The sequence below is a fragment of the Nonomuraea sp. N2-4H genome (assembly GCF_045291505.1).
GTDB classification, from domain to species: domain Bacteria; phylum Actinomycetota; class Actinomycetes; order Streptosporangiales; family Streptosporangiaceae; genus Nonomuraea; species Nonomuraea fastidiosa.
The window spans coordinates 1,172,086-1,190,020 of record NZ_CP147987.1 but is presented as its reverse complement, the minus strand read 5'-3'; the positions used below and the strand labels follow the sequence as shown (position 1 = coordinate 1,190,020).

General features: G+C 72.2%; 13 protein-coding genes. 7 read left to right on the top strand and 6 right to left on the bottom strand.

Translation table 11 applies throughout. The annotated features are described in order from the left end of the window. Positions 1–447: 447 nt before the first annotated feature. The 3 genes from WBK31_RS05430 to WBK31_RS05420 are packed head-to-tail and all read left to right on the top strand — an operon-like array spanning position 448 to position 3,640. On the top strand, positions 448–1,593 hold the full coding sequence (locus tag WBK31_RS05430; RefSeq protein ID WP_378784471.1) for a Gfo/Idh/MocA family protein: 1,146 nt from the start codon (positions 448–450) through the stop codon (positions 1,591–1,593). After that, complete coding sequence (locus WBK31_RS05425; protein ID WP_364067367.1) at positions 1,590–2,756, top strand: dihydrodipicolinate synthase family protein; 1,167 nt, start codon at positions 1,590–1,592, stop codon at positions 2,754–2,756. Before WBK31_RS05430 ends, WBK31_RS05425 begins: the two co-directional genes overlap by 4 nt. 17 nt (positions 2,757–2,773) lie before the next feature. Next, positions 2,774–3,640: a sugar phosphate isomerase/epimerase family protein gene (locus WBK31_RS05420; protein ID WP_406674412.1), complete on the top strand. Its 867-nt coding sequence runs from the start codon at positions 2,774–2,776 to the stop codon at positions 3,638–3,640. A gap of 27 nt (positions 3,641–3,667) precedes the next feature. Here the strand turns inward: WBK31_RS05420 and WBK31_RS05415 are convergent, their stop codons facing one another. The 6 genes from WBK31_RS05415 to WBK31_RS05390 form a co-directional block, all read right to left on the bottom strand. Beyond that, positions 3,668–6,250 carry a PEP/pyruvate-binding domain-containing protein gene (locus tag WBK31_RS05415; protein WP_406674411.1) on the bottom strand — a complete coding sequence of 861 codons (2,583 nt, stop codon included), beginning with the start codon at positions 6,248–6,250 and terminating at the stop codon, positions 3,668–3,670. A 75-nt stretch (positions 6,251–6,325) separates the two neighbouring features. After that, complete coding sequence (locus WBK31_RS05410) at positions 6,326–7,246, bottom strand: alkaline phosphatase family protein (protein WP_406674410.1); 921 nt, start codon at positions 7,244–7,246, stop codon at positions 6,326–6,328. An 897-nt stretch (positions 7,247–8,143) separates the two neighbouring features. Next, positions 8,144–8,809, bottom strand: a complete 666-nt coding sequence (locus WBK31_RS05405; protein ID WP_406674409.1) for a sugar phosphate isomerase/epimerase family protein — start codon at positions 8,807–8,809, stop codon at positions 8,144–8,146. Continuing rightward, complete coding sequence (locus WBK31_RS05400; protein ID WP_364067357.1) at positions 8,806–9,798, bottom strand: LacI family DNA-binding transcriptional regulator; 993 nt, start codon at positions 9,796–9,798, stop codon at positions 8,806–8,808. Before WBK31_RS05400 ends, WBK31_RS05405 begins: the two co-directional genes overlap by 4 nt. Before the next feature lie 222 nt (positions 9,799–10,020). Continuing rightward, positions 10,021–11,385 (bottom strand): hypothetical protein, encoded by a 1,365-nt coding sequence (locus tag WBK31_RS05395; protein ID WP_406674408.1) that lies wholly within the window; start codon positions 11,383–11,385, stop codon positions 10,021–10,023. Between the two features lie 227 nt (positions 11,386–11,612). Then, complete coding sequence (locus tag WBK31_RS05390; protein ID WP_406674407.1) at positions 11,613–12,998, bottom strand: LCP family protein; 1,386 nt, start codon at positions 12,996–12,998, stop codon at positions 11,613–11,615. Positions 12,999–13,398: 400 nt separating this feature from the next. Between WBK31_RS05390 and WBK31_RS05385 the strand changes: the two genes are divergently transcribed. From WBK31_RS05385 to WBK31_RS05370, 4 genes are all read left to right on the top strand, one after another. Continuing rightward, positions 13,399–14,130, top strand: coding sequence for a hypothetical protein (locus WBK31_RS05385; RefSeq protein ID WP_364067351.1), 732 nt, complete (start codon positions 13,399–13,401; stop codon positions 14,128–14,130). Positions 14,131–14,192: 62 nt separating this feature from the next. Continuing rightward, complete coding sequence (locus WBK31_RS05380) at positions 14,193–15,356, top strand: thiolase family protein (protein WP_364067694.1); 1,164 nt, start codon at positions 14,193–14,195, stop codon at positions 15,354–15,356. After that, positions 15,353–17,452 carry a 3-hydroxyacyl-CoA dehydrogenase NAD-binding domain-containing protein gene (locus WBK31_RS05375; protein ID WP_378784484.1) on the top strand — a complete coding sequence of 700 codons (2,100 nt, stop codon included), beginning with the start codon at positions 15,353–15,355 and terminating at the stop codon, positions 17,450–17,452. The genes WBK31_RS05380 and WBK31_RS05375 overlap by 4 nt, the downstream gene beginning before the upstream one ends. A gap of 98 nt (positions 17,453–17,550) precedes the next feature. After that, on the top strand, positions 17,551–17,934 hold the full coding sequence (locus WBK31_RS05370) for an SSI family serine proteinase inhibitor (RefSeq protein ID WP_364067349.1): 384 nt from the start codon (positions 17,551–17,553) through the stop codon (positions 17,932–17,934). Position 17,935 lies beyond the last annotated feature (1 nt).

The window sequence follows — 17,935 nt, the reverse complement described above, 5'->3', positions numbered from 1 at the left end:
CCGGGAACCGCCCACCCGCCGCCGCCTTGAAGCCGGCTGACCAAGCGAACCCGCAGGCCGGCCGCAACACCCACGGCCCCGCCCCTGACGCCATGGTCCCCGTCCGTGCCCGTGAGCGGGCGACGCCCCGCCACAGTCAGGCGAGCAGCGGGCGGACGTCGAGCCAAAGAACGAGCCCGCCACGACCCGGCCCGTGCGCGAAGCGGGCGATGCCGCTCGTGACGTGAGCCCGCCGTGGCCGCCGTCCGCGCCCTGACCGGATGGCGCCGAGTTGCCCTGTCAGAGGGTAATCGCCGCAGGGCGGCCGGAGCCTGGCGGGTGGGACTGAGTGCCGGGTCAGGGGCGCTCGCCGCAGGCCGCGGGCGGGTGGGGCTCTTGACGCCCTTGGCAGGCGGGCCTTACCGTTCGGGAAAGCGCTTTCCACTGGTTGTGCCTGAAGGGATCCTCATGAGCGTGCGCACGATCGGCGTCGTGATGAACGGCGTCACCGGACGGATGGGTTACCGCCAGCACTTGGTCCGTTCCGTTCTGGCCATCAACGAGCAGGGCGGCGTCGCGCTCTCGGACGGCTCCAGGGTGACTCTCAAGCCCGTCCTGGTCGGCCGTAACGCCGACAAGCTTGCAGATATCGCTAAGAAGCACGAAATTTCGGCTTTCACCACCGATCTCGACGCCGCCCTCTCCGACGACGCCAACCTCATCTACTTCGACGCCCAGGTCACCAGCGCCCGGGTCAAGGCCGTGCTGAAGGCCATCGAGGCCGGCAAGCACATCTACGCCGAGAAGCCCACCGCCGAGTCGACCCAGGAGGCGATCGCGCTGGCCGAGGCCGCGGCGGCCAAGGGCGTCAAGAACGGCGTCGTGCAGGACAAGCTGTTCCTGCCGGGCCTGCTCAAGCTGAAGCGGCTGATCGACGGCGGCTTCTTCGGCCGCATCCTGTCGGTGCGGGGCGAGTTCGGCTACTGGGTGTTCGAGGGTGACTGGCAGGAGGCGCAGCGCCCGTCGTGGAACTACCGCGCCGAGGACGGCGGCGGCATCGTGCTCGACATGTTCCCGCACTGGCACTACGTGATGGAGAACCTGTTCGGCCGGGTGCAGTCGGTCTACGCCAAGGCCGTCACGCACATCCCGTCGCGGGTGGACGAGCAGGGCAACACCTACCAGGCGACCGCCGACGACGCCGCGTACGGGATCTTCGAGCTCGAAGGCGGCATCATCGCGCAGATCAACTCCTCCTGGGCGGTCAGGGTGAACCGCGACGAGCTGGTGGAGTTCCAGGTGGACGGCACGCACGGCAGCGCGGTCGCGGGCCTGCGCAAGTGCCGCGTCCAGCACCGTTCGGTGACGCCGAAGCCGGTCTGGAACCCCGACCTGCCCGCCACCGCGCGCTTCCGCGACGACTGGCAGGAGGTGCCGGACAACGCCGAGTTCGACAACGGCTTCAAGGTGCAGTGGGAGAACTTCATCCGGCACGTGCTGGAGGACGCGCCGTTCCCGAACGACTTCGCCTCGGGCGCCAGGGGCGTGCAGCTCGCCGAGCTGGGGCTGCGTTCGAACGCCGAGGGCCGCAGGATCGAGGTGCCGGAGCTGTGAGGATCGAACTGCCCGGATTCGGGTCGTATCCGCTGCGGGAGCCTGCGAGCTGGCCGGTGGAGGCCACGCCGGCGAGCGGGCGCATCGCGTACGCCGCCGCGCACGTCGTCGCCGACCCGCTCGGCGACAACACGCCGGGCTCCCCCGCCGCCGTCGACTGGGACGCGACGCTGCGCTTCCGCCGCCACCTGTGGTCGCACGGGCTGCGGGTGGCCGACGCCATGGACACCGCGCAGCGCAACATGGGCCTCGACTGGGCGGCGACCCAGCAGCTCATCACGCGCAGCGCCGCCGAGGCCCGCGCGTTCGGCGACCCGGCCACGCTGGTCTCCTGCGGTGCGGGCACCGACCACGCGCCGCAGGCCGCCGACCTGGACGCGATCACCGCCGCGTACGCCGAGCAGATCGAGACCGTGCAGTCGGCGGGCGCGGGCGTGATCATCATGGCCTCGCGCCAGCTCGCCGCGGTCGCCACGGGCCCGCAGGACTACCACCGGGTGTACGGGAAGCTGTTCGGCCTGGCCGACCGCCCGGTGATCCTGCACTGGCTGGGCGAGATGTTCGACCCGAACCTGGCGGGCTACTGGGGTTCGCGCGACATCGACGCGGCCACGGAGTCGTTCCTCGAGCTGATCCACGCGCACGCCGCGCAGGTGGACGGCGTGAAGGTGTCGCTGCTTGACGAGGAGCACGAGGTGCGGCTGCGCGCCGCGCTGCCCGAGGGCGTCAAGCTCTACACCGGCGACGACTTCAACTACCCGTCGCTGATCAAGAGCGGCTCCCACGCGCTGCTCGGCATCTTCGACGCGATCGCCCCGGCCGCCGCGGCGGCGCTGCGGGTGCTGGACGCCGCAGAGTCGGCCACCGACGAGGCGGAGCGGGAGCGGCTGCTCACCCGGTACGACGAGATCCTCGCCCCGACGGTCACCCTGTCGCGCAAGATCTTCGAAGCGCCGACGTATCACTACAAGACCGGCATCGTCTTCCTGGCCTGGCTGAACGGCCATCAGGACGCGTTCGCGATGGTGAACGGCGCGCAGTCGGCGCGTTCGCTGCTGCACCTGTCGGAGGTGTTCCGGCTGGCCGACCAGGCCGGTCTGCTCGCGGACCAGGAGCTCGCCGTGCGCAGGATGCAGGCGCTGCTGGCGGTGAACGGTCTGTGAGCGGGGACGGAGGCCGCATGAGCCTGTCGCTGAACCAGTGGACGACCCGGCGCTGGTCGGTGGCCGAGGCGGTGGACGGCTGCGTCCGCCACGGCCTTGAGGCCATCGGGCTGTGGCGGGAGAAGGTCGCCGAGCAGGGCCTCGCGGAGAGCGTCAAGCTGGTGCGCGCGGCCGGGCTGCGCGTGTCGTCGCTGTGCCGGGGCGGTTTCCTGACCGAGGGCGGGCTGCCGGGCGAGGAGGGCCGCAAGGCGTTCGCCCGCGCGCTCGACGACAACCGGCGGGCCATCGACGAGGCCGCCGAGCTGGAGGCGGCCTGCCTGGTGATGGTGGTGGGCGGCCTGCCCGGCGTCAAGCCCGGCGAGGCGCTGCCGGACGACGGCTTCACCCGCGATCTCGCGGGCGCGCGCGAACGCGTGGCCGAGGCGCTGGCCGAGCTGGCCCCGTACGCCGGCGAGCGCGGCGTCAAGCTGGCGCTGGAGCCGCTGCACCCGATCTACTGCCCCGACCGGGCGGTGCTGTCCACGCTCGGCCAGGCGCTGGAGCTGAGCCTGCCCTACCCCGAGGAGCAGGTCGGTGTGGTCGTGGACACCTTCCACGTGTGGTGGGACCCGCGCCTGGCGGAGGACATCGCGCGGGCGGGCAGCAGGATCGCGAGCTACCAGGTGTGCGACTACCTGCACCCGCTGCCCGAGGACGTGCTGCTCGGGCGGGGCATGATGGGCGACGGCGTGATCGACTTCCCGCCGATCACGCGCGCCGTCCAGGCCGCCGGGTACACGGGCGACGTCGAGGTCGAGATCTTCAACGCCGACATCTGGGCCGCCGATCCCGACGAGGTGGTGGCCACCATGAAGGCCCGCTTCGAGCAGGTCGTGCCGGCCTGAGGGTGAGATCCCCTCGCCTGGCGGCGGTCAGGCGGGGGTGATCGTGCCGGCGGCGCCGTTCACGGTGATCCGCTCGCCGGTGCCGATGCGCTGGGTGGCCTCGGGGACGCCGACGACGGCGGGGATGCCGTACTCCCTGGCCACCACCGCGCCGTGCGACATCGCGCCGCCCATCTCCATCACCAGCCCGCCCGCCGTGAGGAACAGCGGTGTCCAGCCTGGGTCGGTGGACGGGCAGACGAGGATCTCGCCCGGCTCCAGGTGCGCGCCGTGCGGGTCGAGCACGACGCGGGCGACGCCTGTGATCGTGCCGGGCGAGGCGGGCGTGCCGGTGAGCGCGGCCCCGTCCGCGGCTCCTTCGGTGGCTTCCGCCTCGAATGCCGCCTCGGGTTCCGTGCCGTCGGACAGCAGCAGCCTGGGCACGTGCCTGCGGCGCCGCTCCCGCTCGTACGTCGCCCGCCGCCCGGCCACCAGCGCGCGCAGGTCGCCGCCGCGCAGCGCGGCCCTGGCCTCGCGCAGGTCGAGGAAGAAGACGTCGCCGGCGCGGTCGATCACGCCCTGCTCCACAAGGTGCTCCCCCACCACCAGCAGGCTGCGGCGGACCGCCGCGAGCGTCTTGACCAGGTAGAACTTGGGCAGCTCGCGCAGCCCCGCGTACTGCCGGGTGCGTCCCAGCGCCCACCGCACGACGGGGGCCCGCCACCGCGCGCGCCGCCCGGCCCGCGCGGCGAGCTCGCCGATCGTCTTCCCTGCCTGCCGCGCGCCCTTCTCGAACAGCTCGGCCGGAGTGGGCCCGCCGTCCATGCGCAGGTAGTTGGCCAGCACGCCGAGGATGTGGCCGGGCTCCTCCGACCAGCGCGGCACTCCGGCGTCGATCTCGGCCACCCCGCGGTGTCCGTATCTGGCGAGGAACGCGGTGATCTCGCGCTGGGCGACCGGCGGCAGCTCTCCGGCCTGGTAGCGGGCGACCAGCTCGGAGACCGGCAGCTCGCGGAACGGCTCGGGCTCGACGCGGGTGGCGAGGTGCCACAGCTCGATGTCCATCTCGGTGGTCGGGTTGTGCGGGACGCTGCGCAGGACGTCGCTCATCTCGTCGATCGGCACGCCCGACAGCTTCGAGGACAGCGCGTAGAGGGCGTAGCCGGTGATCGCGGTCGGCATGATCCGGATGATCAGCGGGAACGTCCCGGCGAGCACGCGTTCGGCGTGGTCGAGCCGCTGGGCGGGGGTGGCGGACTCGGGCACGCGCAGCCGCCGGTCCAGCTCGGCCCCGAGCCGGACGGTGTGCGCGAGCGCCCTGCGCGGGCTGGTGAGCGCCACGAGCACGCGCTCGGGCACCCGCACGTTGCGGGCGAAGCGCAGCGCGCCGCGCAGGAACGGGCGCAGCGAGCGGGACGCGGGGGCGAGCCGCGGGTCCTCGAACAGGCCGCGTACGAGGGGCACGGCCCTGGCCTCGCCCAACGTCAGCACGCGCGGCAGGAGGGCGCGGCCGGCGCGGTTGCGCACGGCGGCGGTGATGTCGAGCCAGATCCGGTGCCCCGACTCGGCCAGGAACCCCGCGCCGTCGTACGGGTCTGCGGGCGCGTGCCCGGCGAGCCCGGCCCCGCCCGCGCTGATCATCCGGAACGCGGCCACGCCCATGGGCGTCAGCGGCCCCATGACGCCCTGCGCGACGTTGACCGAGAAGTACACCCGCAGACCCGGCCGGGTGGTCTCGGGCAGCGGATAGAGCGTCGTGATGGGCCGTGCCTGGGTGAGCCAGAGCGTTCCGGCGGCGTCGATGGCCCATTCGGTGTCCTGGGGCGCGCCGTAGTGCTCCTCGACGCGGGCGCCGAGGCCGGCCAGGCGGCGTACCTCGTCGTCGGTCAGGCAGAGCCCGTCGTGCGGCTGCTCGACGCGCTCGGTGCCGCCGCCGGGCAGCGGCCTGATCGCCAGCGGCTTGTCCCCGGCGCGGCGCTCGATGACCCGGCCGTCGCGGAAGCGGAACCGGTCGGGGTTGACGGCACCGGAGACCACCGACTCGCCCAGGCCGGGGCTCGCGTCGATGACGATCTCGCGCCGCCTGCCGGTGACGGGGTTGGCGGTGAACATCACGCCCGCCGTGCGGGCGTCCACCATCTCCTGCACGACCACGGCGAGGCGTACGGCGGCGTGGCCGATGCCGTTGGACTCGCGGTAGGCGACCGCGCGATCGGTCCATAGCGAGGCCCAGCAGCGGCGTACGGCCGTTAACACGGCCTCCTCCCCCACCACGTTGAGGAACGTGTCCTGCTGGCCCGCGAAGCTGGCGAACGGCAGGTCCTCGGCGGTGGCCGACGAGCGCACCGCGACCGGCACCCCGTCGCCGAGCCCCCGGTACGCCTCCACGATCGCCTCGCGCACCTCGTCCGGCATCGGCGCGTCGAGCAGGTGCTTCCTGGCCCGCTCCGCCACCTGCGGGCCGCTCGTGTCGAGCCCCGCCGCGACCTGGCGGTACGCCTCCGTGGTGAGCACCCACCCGGGCGGCACCGGCAGGCCCGCCCTGGTCAGCTCACCGAGGTTGGCCGCCTTGCCGCCCACCTCGGCGAGCATCCCCGCATCGATCTCGGCGAAACTCAGGATGGTCTTCATCGCGTGTTTCCCCTGCCGTTCGGCGTCTCGCCCTCAGTGTGGCGCTTCCCCGGCAAGAATTCAACACACGATGAATCAGATCTCCAGCGGCACCCCGTCCAGGTTCCAGGCCGGGTCCACGGCCACGCCGAGCGCGGCCAGCGCCGTGGGGGCGACGTCCACCAGCCGGGGCGCCGCCAGGGAGCGCCCGCCCAGGTCGTCGCCCAGGCGGTTGAGGATCACGAAGACAGTGCGCTCCTCGTCGGAGACGCCGCCGTGGCCGCCCGCGTCCACGTGGCCGTGGTCGGTGGTGACCAGCACCGTCCAGCTCTCCCGGGAGAAGGAGGGGCGGGCGCGTACGGCGTCGAGCAGGCGGCCGAGCTGGGCGTCCTGGGTGCGCAGCGCGGCGGCGTACTCGGGGCGGTGAGGGCCGAGCGCGTGGGCCACCTCGTCGGTGTCGCCCAGGTAGACGAAGACGGCGTCAGGGCTGTTGCCGGTCACGTAGCTCTCGGCCGCCGCCGTGACCTGGGCGTCGGCGTTCGCCCAGCCGATGGCGTAGCCGTCGAGCACGAAGCGGTGGCCGATGGCGGGGCCGAACGCGCCGTGCTCGGCGAGCGCGGCCCAGGAGAAGAAGGCGGCGGTGTCCAGGCCGGGGTCGGCGGTCGCGGCCCGCGTCAAGAAGTCCGGATATTTCAGGAAACGCGGGTCGGTGAACGCGTTGTCCACGACGCCGTGCTTGTCCGGCCAGACGCCGGTGGCGATCGACGACCAGCCCGGACCCGAGTCCGTACGCGACCTGATCACCCGGTCGCAGTCTCCGGGCTCGGGGCTCTTGGGGACGACCTCGCCGGGCGACCCCGTACGCGGTGTGCCGGCCTCGCCGTACGGCAGCTTGCTGGTGCCGTACGCGCCGGTGGACATCAGGCCGGCCAGGACGGGGGCGTCCAGCGCGACCAGCCGATCGAAGCGGAGCCCGTCCATGCCGACGACGAGCACCTTGTTCTGGGAAGGGGACATGCCCCCAACTCAACACCACCGCCCCGCCGGAGAAATCAGCGGATGTCGGTGAACGCCCTCGCCCGCGCAAGCACACCAGAGAGTCACACAAGACGCGCGAATGAGCCCCGCCCCGAACAGGCCGGCGTCCGGACGGGCCCACACCTCGGACAGGCCGGGCACCCCGGACGAGCCGACACCCCGGACAGGCCGGGCACCCCGGACAGGCCGGCACCCCGAACGGGCCGGCACCCCGAACGGGCCGACACCCCGGACAGGCCGGGCACCCCGGACAGGTCGACACTCGGACGATCGGCGCCTCGGCAGGGCAGCGCCCGAACAGGCAAGGCGCACGAACCGGCGGACTACACGGGCGGGCATGACACGCGCGGCCCGCACGAGCGTCCAGCGCACGCGACTCGTCACGCCCCTCGAAGCCGGCAGGCGACACGCGCGACCCGCACGAGCGGCCGGGGCAGGCCCGGCACGCGAGCACGCTCAGCGCGGAAGGAACGCGGAGGGCACCAGACGGCGGCAAAGGCAGCGCCAGGCGGCAGCGCGAGGAGGCCGGCGAGCATCGGACGGCAACGCGAGAAGACCGACGAGCGACGGACGGCAACGCGAGAAGACCGACGAGCATCGGACGGCAACGCCAAGAGACGCGCGAATGCCAGCAGGGCGCGAAGGGACCGCAGACGCCAGAGGGCGGAAGGAGACGTGCCGGGTCAGGCGGAGAGACGTCCGAGGTCAGGCGGAGAGGTGCGGGGTCAGGCGGAGAGACGTCCGAGGTCAGACGGAGAGGTGCGGGGTCAGGGGGAGAAGCGGCGGACCCAGCCGGCTGCGCCCGGGAGGATCTCCTCGACCGGCGGCACCTGCGGGTACCAGGTGCGCTCCCACTCCAGCGACACCCACCCGTCGTCAGCCGGCCGCGCGCAGCAGTTCGCCCGACTCCTCCAGCGGCACCGTGCCGCTGCCCATGGGCACGGGGGTGGTGTCCTGCGCGGAGACCGCGTCCTTGACCTGAACGTAGCCGAGGTACGGCCGCAGCTCGGCGAGCGTGCGGGCGGGCGGCTCGCCGTGCCGCCACGGGTGCAGCAGGTCCCAGATCGCGCCGGTCGTGCCGGGGCAGTCGGCCTCGGCGAGCAGTGCGGCCACGGCGGCGCCGGTCGCCATCTCGTCGTGCGTCTCGACCAGCACGCGGCGGCCGAGGTCGGCGGCCGTACCGGAGACCGCCTTGAGCCGGCGCGCGCCCACGGACGGGTCGCCGCCGCGCGGGAAGACGCGGACGCCGGGCGCGCCGAGGTCGGCGGCGAGGCGCAGGTCGGCGATGAGCGCCTCGATCACCGGCTCGTCGGGCCCCGGCTCGCAGATGCCGACATATCCGGCAAGGGCGGAGATCTCCAGCCCGGCCGCCTCGATCCGCTCCCGTACAGAGGCCCGCTCCCGCTCGTCCAGCCCGGCGTGCACCCCGGTGTCCGGATGCAGCCGCAGTTCGAGCCCCTGGCACCCGTGACCGGTCGCGATCTCGATCGCCCGGTCCAGGTCCTCGCCGGGCATGCCCAGCGTGCTGACCGCCAGCCTCACGCGATCCTCCTGACGCTCTCGCGGAGCACGACCTCGCCCGCGACCTCCTCGACCACCACCTGGTCGGTCTCGTTCAGCGCGAGCTCGAGCGCGCGCGCTCCCATGTCCTGCAGCGGCAGCCGTACGGTGGTCAGCGCGGGCACGTGATCGCGCAGGGTGACGATGTCGTCGAACCCGGCCACCGACACGTCGTCGGGCACCCGCACACCGCGCTCCCTGTAGGCGGCGAGCGCGCCCACCGCCATCACGTCGTTGACCGCGAACACGCAGGTGGCGTCGCGGACCTGCTGGGCCGCCGCGTATCCGCCGTCGCGGTCGAAGGGCCCGTGGATGATCTGCGGCTCCGGCAGGCCCAGCTCGGCGAGCGCCGCGGCGAAACCGGCGCTGCGGTCGGCGGCGGTCACCAGATGCGGCGGCCCCGCCAGCACCGCGAACCTGGTGTGGCCGAGCTCCGCGAGCGCCTTGGCCAGCGCGGCGGCGCCGCGACGGTTGGCGGGCGCGACGGTGTCGACGCCCAGGAGGTCCTGGCCGACACACGCCGCCCGGCCGCCGCCCGCCTGGTAGCGGGCCAGCTCATCGCGGAGCCTGCCGGTGACGGCGGGGTCGGCGACCCGGGAGCCGACCAGCAGCACCGCGCGCACCCGCTGGGCATTGAGCGTGGAGACGTAGGCGATCTCCTGCTCGGGGTCGCGGTGCGTGGTGCCGACCATGACCAGCAGTCCGTGGGTGGCCGCCGCCCGCATAGCGCCGTCGGCCAGGGCGGCGAAGTAGGGGTCGGTCAGGTCGTGTACGACGATGCCGATGACGTTGCTCGCCCCCCTGGCGAGCGTCTGGGCGGCGATGTTGGCCCGGTAGCCGAGCTCGTCCGCGGCCCGCTCGACGCGTGCCCGGAGTGTCGCGCCCACCTGGCGGGTGCTGCCGTTGAGCACCCGCGAGGCGGTCGCGAGCGAGACGCCCGCCTGCCTGGCGACGTCCTCAAGCGTGACCACGAGACCTCCCGGAAAGCGGTTTCCACAGCTGCCGCCGACGCCTGGACCCGCATCCTGCCATGTCCACGCCCGGCGGCAACAGAATGCCCTACCGGGAACACGATCTACCACACCGGGAGGCCGACCGGCCCCGGCCCCGCGACCGCCGGGAGCCCGCGCCGGTCAGAGCCAGGGGAAACCGGTCAGAGCCAGGGGAAACCGGTCAGAGCCAGGGGAAACCGGTCAGAGCCAGGGGAACAGGATGTCGAGGAAGCCGCCGCCCCTGTCCTCCTGGACCGGGGCCTCGGAGGCCGACTCCGCCGGGTTACCGGTGTCCGTCTCCTGCGTGCTCTCCTGCGAGCCGGTGTCGTTCCTGTTGGTGTTGGAGTCGTCGACGTCCTTCGGCTGGTCGTTGTTCGCCTGACGCTCGGTCTCCTGGTCGGAGCGCTCGCTCCGCTCCGGGGTGTTCTGCTCCTGGCGCTGCGGCTGCCGGGTCGACGGCTCGGCCGAGGGCTCGCGGGTCGGCCGCTGGCGCGGCTGCTGCTGAACGGGCTCGGCCGGGGTGGTCGCGGTGGGCCGGTTCGGCCGGTTGCCGGTGGTGTCGGTGTTGTTGGTGTTGGTGGTGTTGGTGGTGGCGGTCGAGTCGTCGGCCGTGTCGTCGGTGGCCTCGTCCGCAGGCTCGGCCTCCTCGTCCTCGACCGGCGCCTCCTCCTCTTCCTCGGGAACGGCCTCGTCGGACGGGGAGGACACCTCGCCGGCGCTCGCACACTGGGCGCCCGCGCAGGGGTCGTCGGAGGACGTGCCGGTGAGCATCCAGCCGACACCGACGCCGACCAGCACCACAGCGGCCGCCGCCACGAGCAGCATCCTGGTACGGCGGCGCACCTCGCCCTCGCCGTCGCCGCCGCGCCCGTCGTAGTCGCGCGAGCCGCGGGAGCCGCGGTCGTCACGGTCGTCGTCGCTGTCGTCGGTCCAGCCGGAGCCGAGGAAGCCGCGCTTGGGCCGGTCGTCGTCCAGGTCGTCGTCACGGCTCGGGTCGTAGCCGCGGTCGAGCGGCAGGTACGCGTTGTCGTCCTCGATCGGGTGCGGCCCGCTGTAGTCATCCGTGCGATGCGGCCCGCTGTAGTCATCGATCCGGTGCGGCCCGCTGTAGTCGTCCACCCGATGCGGCCCGCTGTAGTCGTCGAGCGCGTGGGGCCCGCTGTAGTCGTCGGCGGGCAGGTCATGCGGCCCGTTCGATCCGCCGTACTCGCGCGCGCCGAGCACGTCGTCCACGCCGCGACCGCTCAGGTCGCGCGCGCCGTACTCGCGCGCGTCCTGGTCGTAGCCATGGTCATAGCCCTGGTCGTAGCCGCCCAGCACGTCATGGGACGCGGAGGGCTCGCGCCCGCCGAGCACGTCGTGCGGGTCGTCGAGCACGTCGTGCGGCCGCACGGGGTCGTCGAGCACATCGCGCGGCGGCGCGGGGTCGTCGAGCACGTCACGCCCGCCCCTGTCCGGCATGATGTAGGTCTCGTTGCCGCTGACCTGGATCGCGGGCTGCTCGTCGGTGTCTTCGGTGCTCCACCGCGGAGACAGCACGTCACCCGTCATCAGCTCCGGGTTCAACGACCTACCTTGCCCGTCGTCGTATGGCCTGTCGTTATCGTCGCGCGCCACGGTGGAACCTCTCTAGTGCGTATACGGACCGCGCCCCTTCCTACCACTACTTGTCCGGAAATTTCACTTGTTTCGCTGAAACTACCCCCGTAACTTTCGCCCCAAAGGTGTTTCAGCGTCACACCGCCCGGGTACGACCACCTGATCTCCAGATGCATCCAGCGCCGCTGACCTGGTCAAAGACAGGGATTGGTGCTGGTGTCGACCACCTTGTCCTTGAGCGAGTCGGGGATCGCCGACAGGACCCGCACGCCCGGCCAGTCCTTGCCGATGACGAGCTGGATGATCGGGCCCTTGGGCATCTGGGCGGGCGGGCTCTTCAGCGTGTACGGCTGCGAGACCAGCGCCTTGACCTTGCCCTCGACGGGAGTGCGCTTCTCCTTCGACAGCCGGGCGGCCACCGCGTCGCCGTAGGCGGGGCCGTCCTTGGCGTCCTTCTTGGCGTACCGGATGGTCGTGACGTCGGCGGGGGCGGCGTTGCCGACCTGCGTCACCACGAACCCCTGGGCGGCGAGCGCGTCGGCCACCTGCACGGCCCTGCCCTCCTCGCCGGAGGCGTTGAGCACCTGCAGCCGCACCTGCTCGCGCTTGACCGCGGGCGCGGTGGACTTGCCGGGCGTGGGCGACTTGGTGACCTCGACGTCGTTGCGCACGTTCTCGAAGAAGTCGCGGGCGGCCGGCTGGGCGAACTGCACGCGGTTCTTGTCCGGCGGGTACGGCTCCACCGGCACCGTGATGCCCTTGAGCTCCTTGGCCGTCATGCCGCGCACGCTGTTGGCGATCTCCAGCATGCGTTCGAGCGTGAGCCCCTCGTCCACGGTCACCGACTGGGTGGCGGCGTGCAGGAAGGCGTTGAGCTTGCCGGGGTTGGTCAGCAGGCCGCCGTCGGTGACCTTCTTCATGACCTGGGTGAGGAAGACCTGCTGCCGCTGGATGCGGCCCAGGTCGCTGCCGTCGCCGAGCGCGTAGCGGGTCCGTACGTACCCCAGCGCCTGCTCGCCCTTCACCACGTGCTTGCCGGCGCTGAGCACCAGCTTGGCCTTGGGGTCGTTGACCGGCTTGGGAAGGCAGATCTCGATGCCGCCGAGGGCGTCGACGATGCCCTTGAAGCCGGTGAAGTCCACCTTCACGAAGTGGTTGATCTTGATGTTGGTGAGGGACTCGAGCGTCTTGGCCGTGCACTCGATGCCGCCGTCGTTGAAGGCGGAGTTGATCTGCCGGAGCCCTGCGGGCACCACCTGGCCGTTGCGGCCCGTGCACTCCGGGATCGGCACCATCGAGTCGCGCGGGAAACTGATCATGGTGGCGTTGTCCCGGTTCGGGGAGATGTGCAGCAGCATGATCGTGTCGGTGCGCTCGCCGAGGTGCTGCGACTTCGGGCCGTACTTCTTGTTGTCGCCCGCCCGCGAGTCGGAGCCCACCAGCAGCACGTTGAGCGCGCCGGTCTCGGGCGGACGGCTCGCGCCCACGTTGAACGGCTGGCGATCGATGCCGCTGTCGAGATAGCGGTAGTAGGCGTAACCGCCGAGCGTGACGCCCACCAGCACGACCGTCAGCCCCACGCTGATCCAGCCGCCCAGCGTGAGGCGGCTCCTGCCGGACCGCGACCCGCCCCTGCCACCGGACCGCGGATGCGGATCGTCACGCGGCTCCTCCCGCGGCCTCTCGCGCGGCCGCTGCGGGGGCGACGGCTCGCGAGACGGTGACCGTGGAGCGACGCGCCGGCCCAGAACCGCTTCGTCGTGCCGTTCCCTCATGCGGTTCACCCCTCGCGCCATGATCGCGAAGCATAGTCATAAACGACGCTCTACGAGGATGACTCCTGTCATCACGTCAAGGTTCGTAAGGAAGCACCGGCCGGAGGGTGCCCTCAGGGGCACTCCTGCCTTACCCGAGCGTGGGCTCCATCCAAAGCGCGCGAACACCGGGCGTGACCACACAGGGTGACGCCATCATGACGTCATGCTTCTGACCGAGATGGCTCCTCCTCCCGGCGCCCAGGAGCTGGCCGGGCTGCGCGCCCAGGCCAGGTCCGCAAGGCGCGGCGCCCTCGTGGCGCTCACCGCCTCGATCGCGCTGCTGACCACCGCGCAGTTGCTCGCCGACAGGGCCGCGACGAGGGAGCAGACGCTCCCGCTCGCGGTGCTGTCGCTGGCGGTCTTCACCGCCGCCCTGCCCGCCATGGCGATCACCCAGTACGTCTGGGGCGCCCGCGCCCGCCGCGTCCGCGACCGTGAGCGCGAGCTGTACGCCACCGCATTCTCCGGCCGCACCCGGGCCCTGGCCAGGCTCGCGGTCGCCGGCTGCTGGGCGGTGACGCTGTTACTCGGCTGGACCGTTCCGCGACTGTTCGGCCAGGCCGCCCAGTACGGCGTGGCCGACACCCTGAACGCCGTCATCGAGGCGACCGCACCGATCGCCGTCGCCGCCGGCGTGCTGTTCCTGCTGTGGTGGGGCCGCGACGTCGCGGTGACCGTGACCCGCGCCCTGCGCTCCGGCGGCGGCGCGCCGGGCGACCCCTGGGACCCCGGCCGCGGGATGCGCAGACGCGAAAGCGCGCTGCTGTGGACCGGCGCGGCCGTGGCCATCGCCGCCCTGCTCGGCGCCCGCGCCCACCTATGGGAGCCGGCGACCGGCATCGTCTACGGCCTGCTCACCGCCGCCCTCGTCTGCGGAGTAGTTACTGACGAGTAGCATTGGGCACGGAACCTCAGCTGACTACGAGGAGCGAATCCGTGCCTTCCTCTCGTGACGTCGTGTTCGTCGACGGCGTGCGCACACCTTTCGGCAAGTCCGGGCCGAAAGGGCTGTACGCGGAGACCCGCGCGGACGACCTGGTCGTCCGCGTCATCCGCGAACTCATGCGCCGCAACCCCGCCCTGCCGCCCGAGCGCGTCGACGAGGTCGCCATCGCCGCGACCACCCAGACCGGCGACCAGGGCCTGACCATCGGCCGCGCCGCCGCCGTGCTGGCCGGGCTGCCCAAGAGCGTGCCCGGCTACGCGATCGACCGCATGTGCGCGGGCGCGATGACCGCCGTGACCACGGTCGCCGGCGGCATCGCGTTCGGCGCGTACGACGTGGCGATCGCCGGCGGCGTCGAGCACATGGGCCGCCACCCGATGGGCGAGGGCGTCGACCCCAACCCGCGCTTCCTGTCGGAGCGGCTGGTCGACCCGAGCGCGCTGGTCATGGGCATGACCGCGGAGAACCTGCACGACCGCTACCCCTCCATCACCAAGGAGCGCGCCGACGCCTTCGCGGTGCTGTCGCAGGAGCGGGCGGCCAAGGCGTACGCCGACGGCAAGATCCAGCCCGACCTCGTGCCGATGGCGATCAGGACCGCCGAGAAGGGCTGGGGCCTGGCCGTCGAGGACGAGGCGCCCAGGCCGGGCACGACCATGGAGGGCCTGAGCGGGCTCAAGACGCCGTTCAGGCCGCACGGCCGCGTCACGGCGGGCAACTCCTCGGGCATCAACGACGGCGCCACCGGGTGCGTGGTGGCCGCCCGCGAGGTCGCGGAGGAGCTGGGCCTGACCGCGAAGATGCGGCTGGTGTCGTACGCGTTCGCGGGCGTGGACCCCGAGGTCATGGGCGTGGGGCCGATTCCGTCCACGGAGCGGGCGCTGCGCCTGGCCGGGCTCGACATCTCCGACATCGGGCTGTTCGAGATCAACGAGGCGTTCGCCGTGCAGGTGCTGGCCTTCCTGGAGCACTTCGGCATCGCCGACGACGACCCCCGCGTCAACCCGTACGGCGGCGCGATCGCCTACGGACACCCGCTCGCCTCCTCGGGCGTGCGGCTGATGACGCAGCTCGCCCGGCAGTTCGGCGAGCGTCCCGACGTGCGTTACGGCATCACCACCATGTGCGTCGGCATGGGCATGGGCGGCACCGTGATCTGGGAGAACCTGGCATGAGCGAGTTCGAGACCTGGCGGTCGCTGCTGAGCGAGCGCAACACCGACGAAGTGGTCACCAAGGCGCTGGTACGCGACGTGCAGCTGCCGTACGGCGCGGGCACGATGGCGCTCATCACCCTGGACAACGGCTTCGACCACACCAAGCCCAACACCTTCGGCCCGCACGGCCTGTTCGCGCTCAACGGCGCCCTGTCGGAGATCGCCCAGCGCACCGACCTCGCGGCCGTCGGCGTGACCGGCAAGCCGTTCATCTTCGCCGTCGGCGCCGACCTCAAGGGCGCGGCCGCGCTGGCCACCCGCGAGGAGGCGCAGGCCATCGGCGCGCTCGGCCACTACGTGTTCCGCCGGCTCGGCGAGCTGGGCATCCCGTCGTTCGCGTTCGTCAACGGCGCGGCCATGGGCGGCGGCCTGGAGATCGCGCTGCACTGCACGTACCGGACGATCTCCTCCGGGGTGACCGCGGTGGCGCTGCCGGAGTGCTTCCTCGGGCTGGTGCCGGGCTGGGGCGGCACGCAGCTCCTGCCGCGCCTCATCGGGCCGGAGAAGGCGGTCAAGCTCATCATCGAGAACCCGCTCTCCAACAACCGCATGATCAAGGGCAAGGAGGCGTACGAGCTGGGCGTCGCCGACGCCATGTTCGAGCCCGCCGACTTCCTGGAGGAGTCGCTGCGCTGGGCCGCCAGGGTCGTCAAGGGCGAGGTGACGGTGGAGCGGCCGGCCCACGAGGGCTGGGAGAAGGCCGTGGCCGACGCGCGCTTCCTGGTGGACATGAAGCTGCGGGGCGCCTCGCCCGCCCCGTACCGGGCGCTCGACCTGATCGCGCTGGCCGAGACCGCCTCCAGGGACGAAGGCTTCGCCGCCGAGGACGAGGCGCTGGCCGACCTGCTCATGAGCGACGAGCTGCGGGCCGGGCTCTACTCCTTCGACCTGGTGCAGCGCCGCGCCAAGCGGCCCGCGGGCGCGCCCGACCCGTCGCTGGCCCGCAAGGTCACCAAGGTCGGCGTGGTGGGCGCGGGCCTGATGGCCTCGCAGATGGCGCTGCTGTTCGCCCGCCGCCTGGAGGTTCCGGTCGTGCTGACCGACCTCGACCAGGCCCGCCTCGACAAGGGCGTGGGGTACGTGCACGGCGAGGTGGACAAGCTGCTCGCCAAGGGCCGTCTCTCGCCCGACCAGGCCAACCGCATCAAGTCGCTGGTCACCGGCTCGCTGACGAAGGACGCCTTCGCCGACGCCGACTTCGTCATCGAGGCCGTCTTCGAGGATCTGGCGGTCAAGAAGCAGGTGTTCGCCGAGGTCGAGGAGGTCGTCTCGGCCGAGTGCGTGCTGGCCACCAACACCTCGTCGCTGTCGCTGACCGCCATGGGCGCCGACCTGAAGCACCCGGAGCGGCTGGTCGGCTTCCACTTCTTCAACCCGGTCGCCGTCATGCCGCTGCTGGAGATCATCAGGGGCGCGGCCACCGACGACGCCACGCTGGCCACCGCGTTCTCCGTGGGCAAGACGCTGAAGAAGTCGTCGGTGCTGGTCAAGGACGCGCCCGCGTTCGTGGTCAACCGGCTGCTCACCCGCTTCATGGGCGAGGTCGTCGCGGCCGTGGACGAGGGCACGCCGCTGGAGACGGCCGAGCACGCGCTCGACGGCCTGGGGCTGCCGATGACGCCGTTCGCGCTGCTGCAGCTCGTCGGCCCCGCCGTGGGCCTGCACGTGGCCGAGACGCTGCACGAGGCGTTCCCCGGCCGCTTCGGCGTCTCGGAGAACCTCGCCAAGCTCGTCGAGTCCGGCAAGCCCGGTGTCTACCGGCCGGACCTCACGCTCGACCCCGAGGCGGTCGCGCTGTTCTCCGGCGGCACCTCGCCCTCCACGGCCGAGCAGGTGCGCGAGCGGGTGCTGAAGGCGCTGGCCGAGGAGATCCGCATCATGCTGGACGAAGGCGTGGTCGCCGCACCGCAGGACATCGACCTGTGCATGATCCTCGGCGCGGGCTGGCCGTTCCACCTCGGCGGGATCACGCCGTACCTCGACAGGACCGGCTTCGCCACGCCGCGCTTCCTGCCGCCCGGCGTGGCCTCCGTGCCGAAACCTCGGCAAGCCTGAGTTTTAACCGTCCTTGAGGAGGTCCGTACGCGGACCTCCTCTCCTCTTCACCCTTTCCGTCGTAGCGTTTGGTGCCGTCCTACGAACGGAGAGTAACCATGATGAGAGCAGCAGGCACCCTCATGCTCTGCGCCGCCCTCCTGGCCACGTCGTCCTCCCCGGTGCTGGCCGCGGCAGCCCCCAAGGCTCGTCTCAAGGTCGTCTACGGGGTCAAGGGCGGCAGCGCCAAGTCGGCCTACCTCAACTGCGCGCCCACCGGCGGCACCCACCCCAACGCTCGGGCCGCCTGCCGCCTGCTCCAGAAGGCCGGCGGCGACCCGAACAAGCTGAACGTCAAGCCCAACCCCACCTGCACGCACGAGGTCCAGCCGCACGCGGCCGTGATCGTCGGCAAGTGGTACGGCAAGGACGTCCGCTGGGGCAAGGTCTTCGTCAACGGCTGCTACATGCGCGCCACCGCCGGAGCGGTCCTCGCGCTCTGAC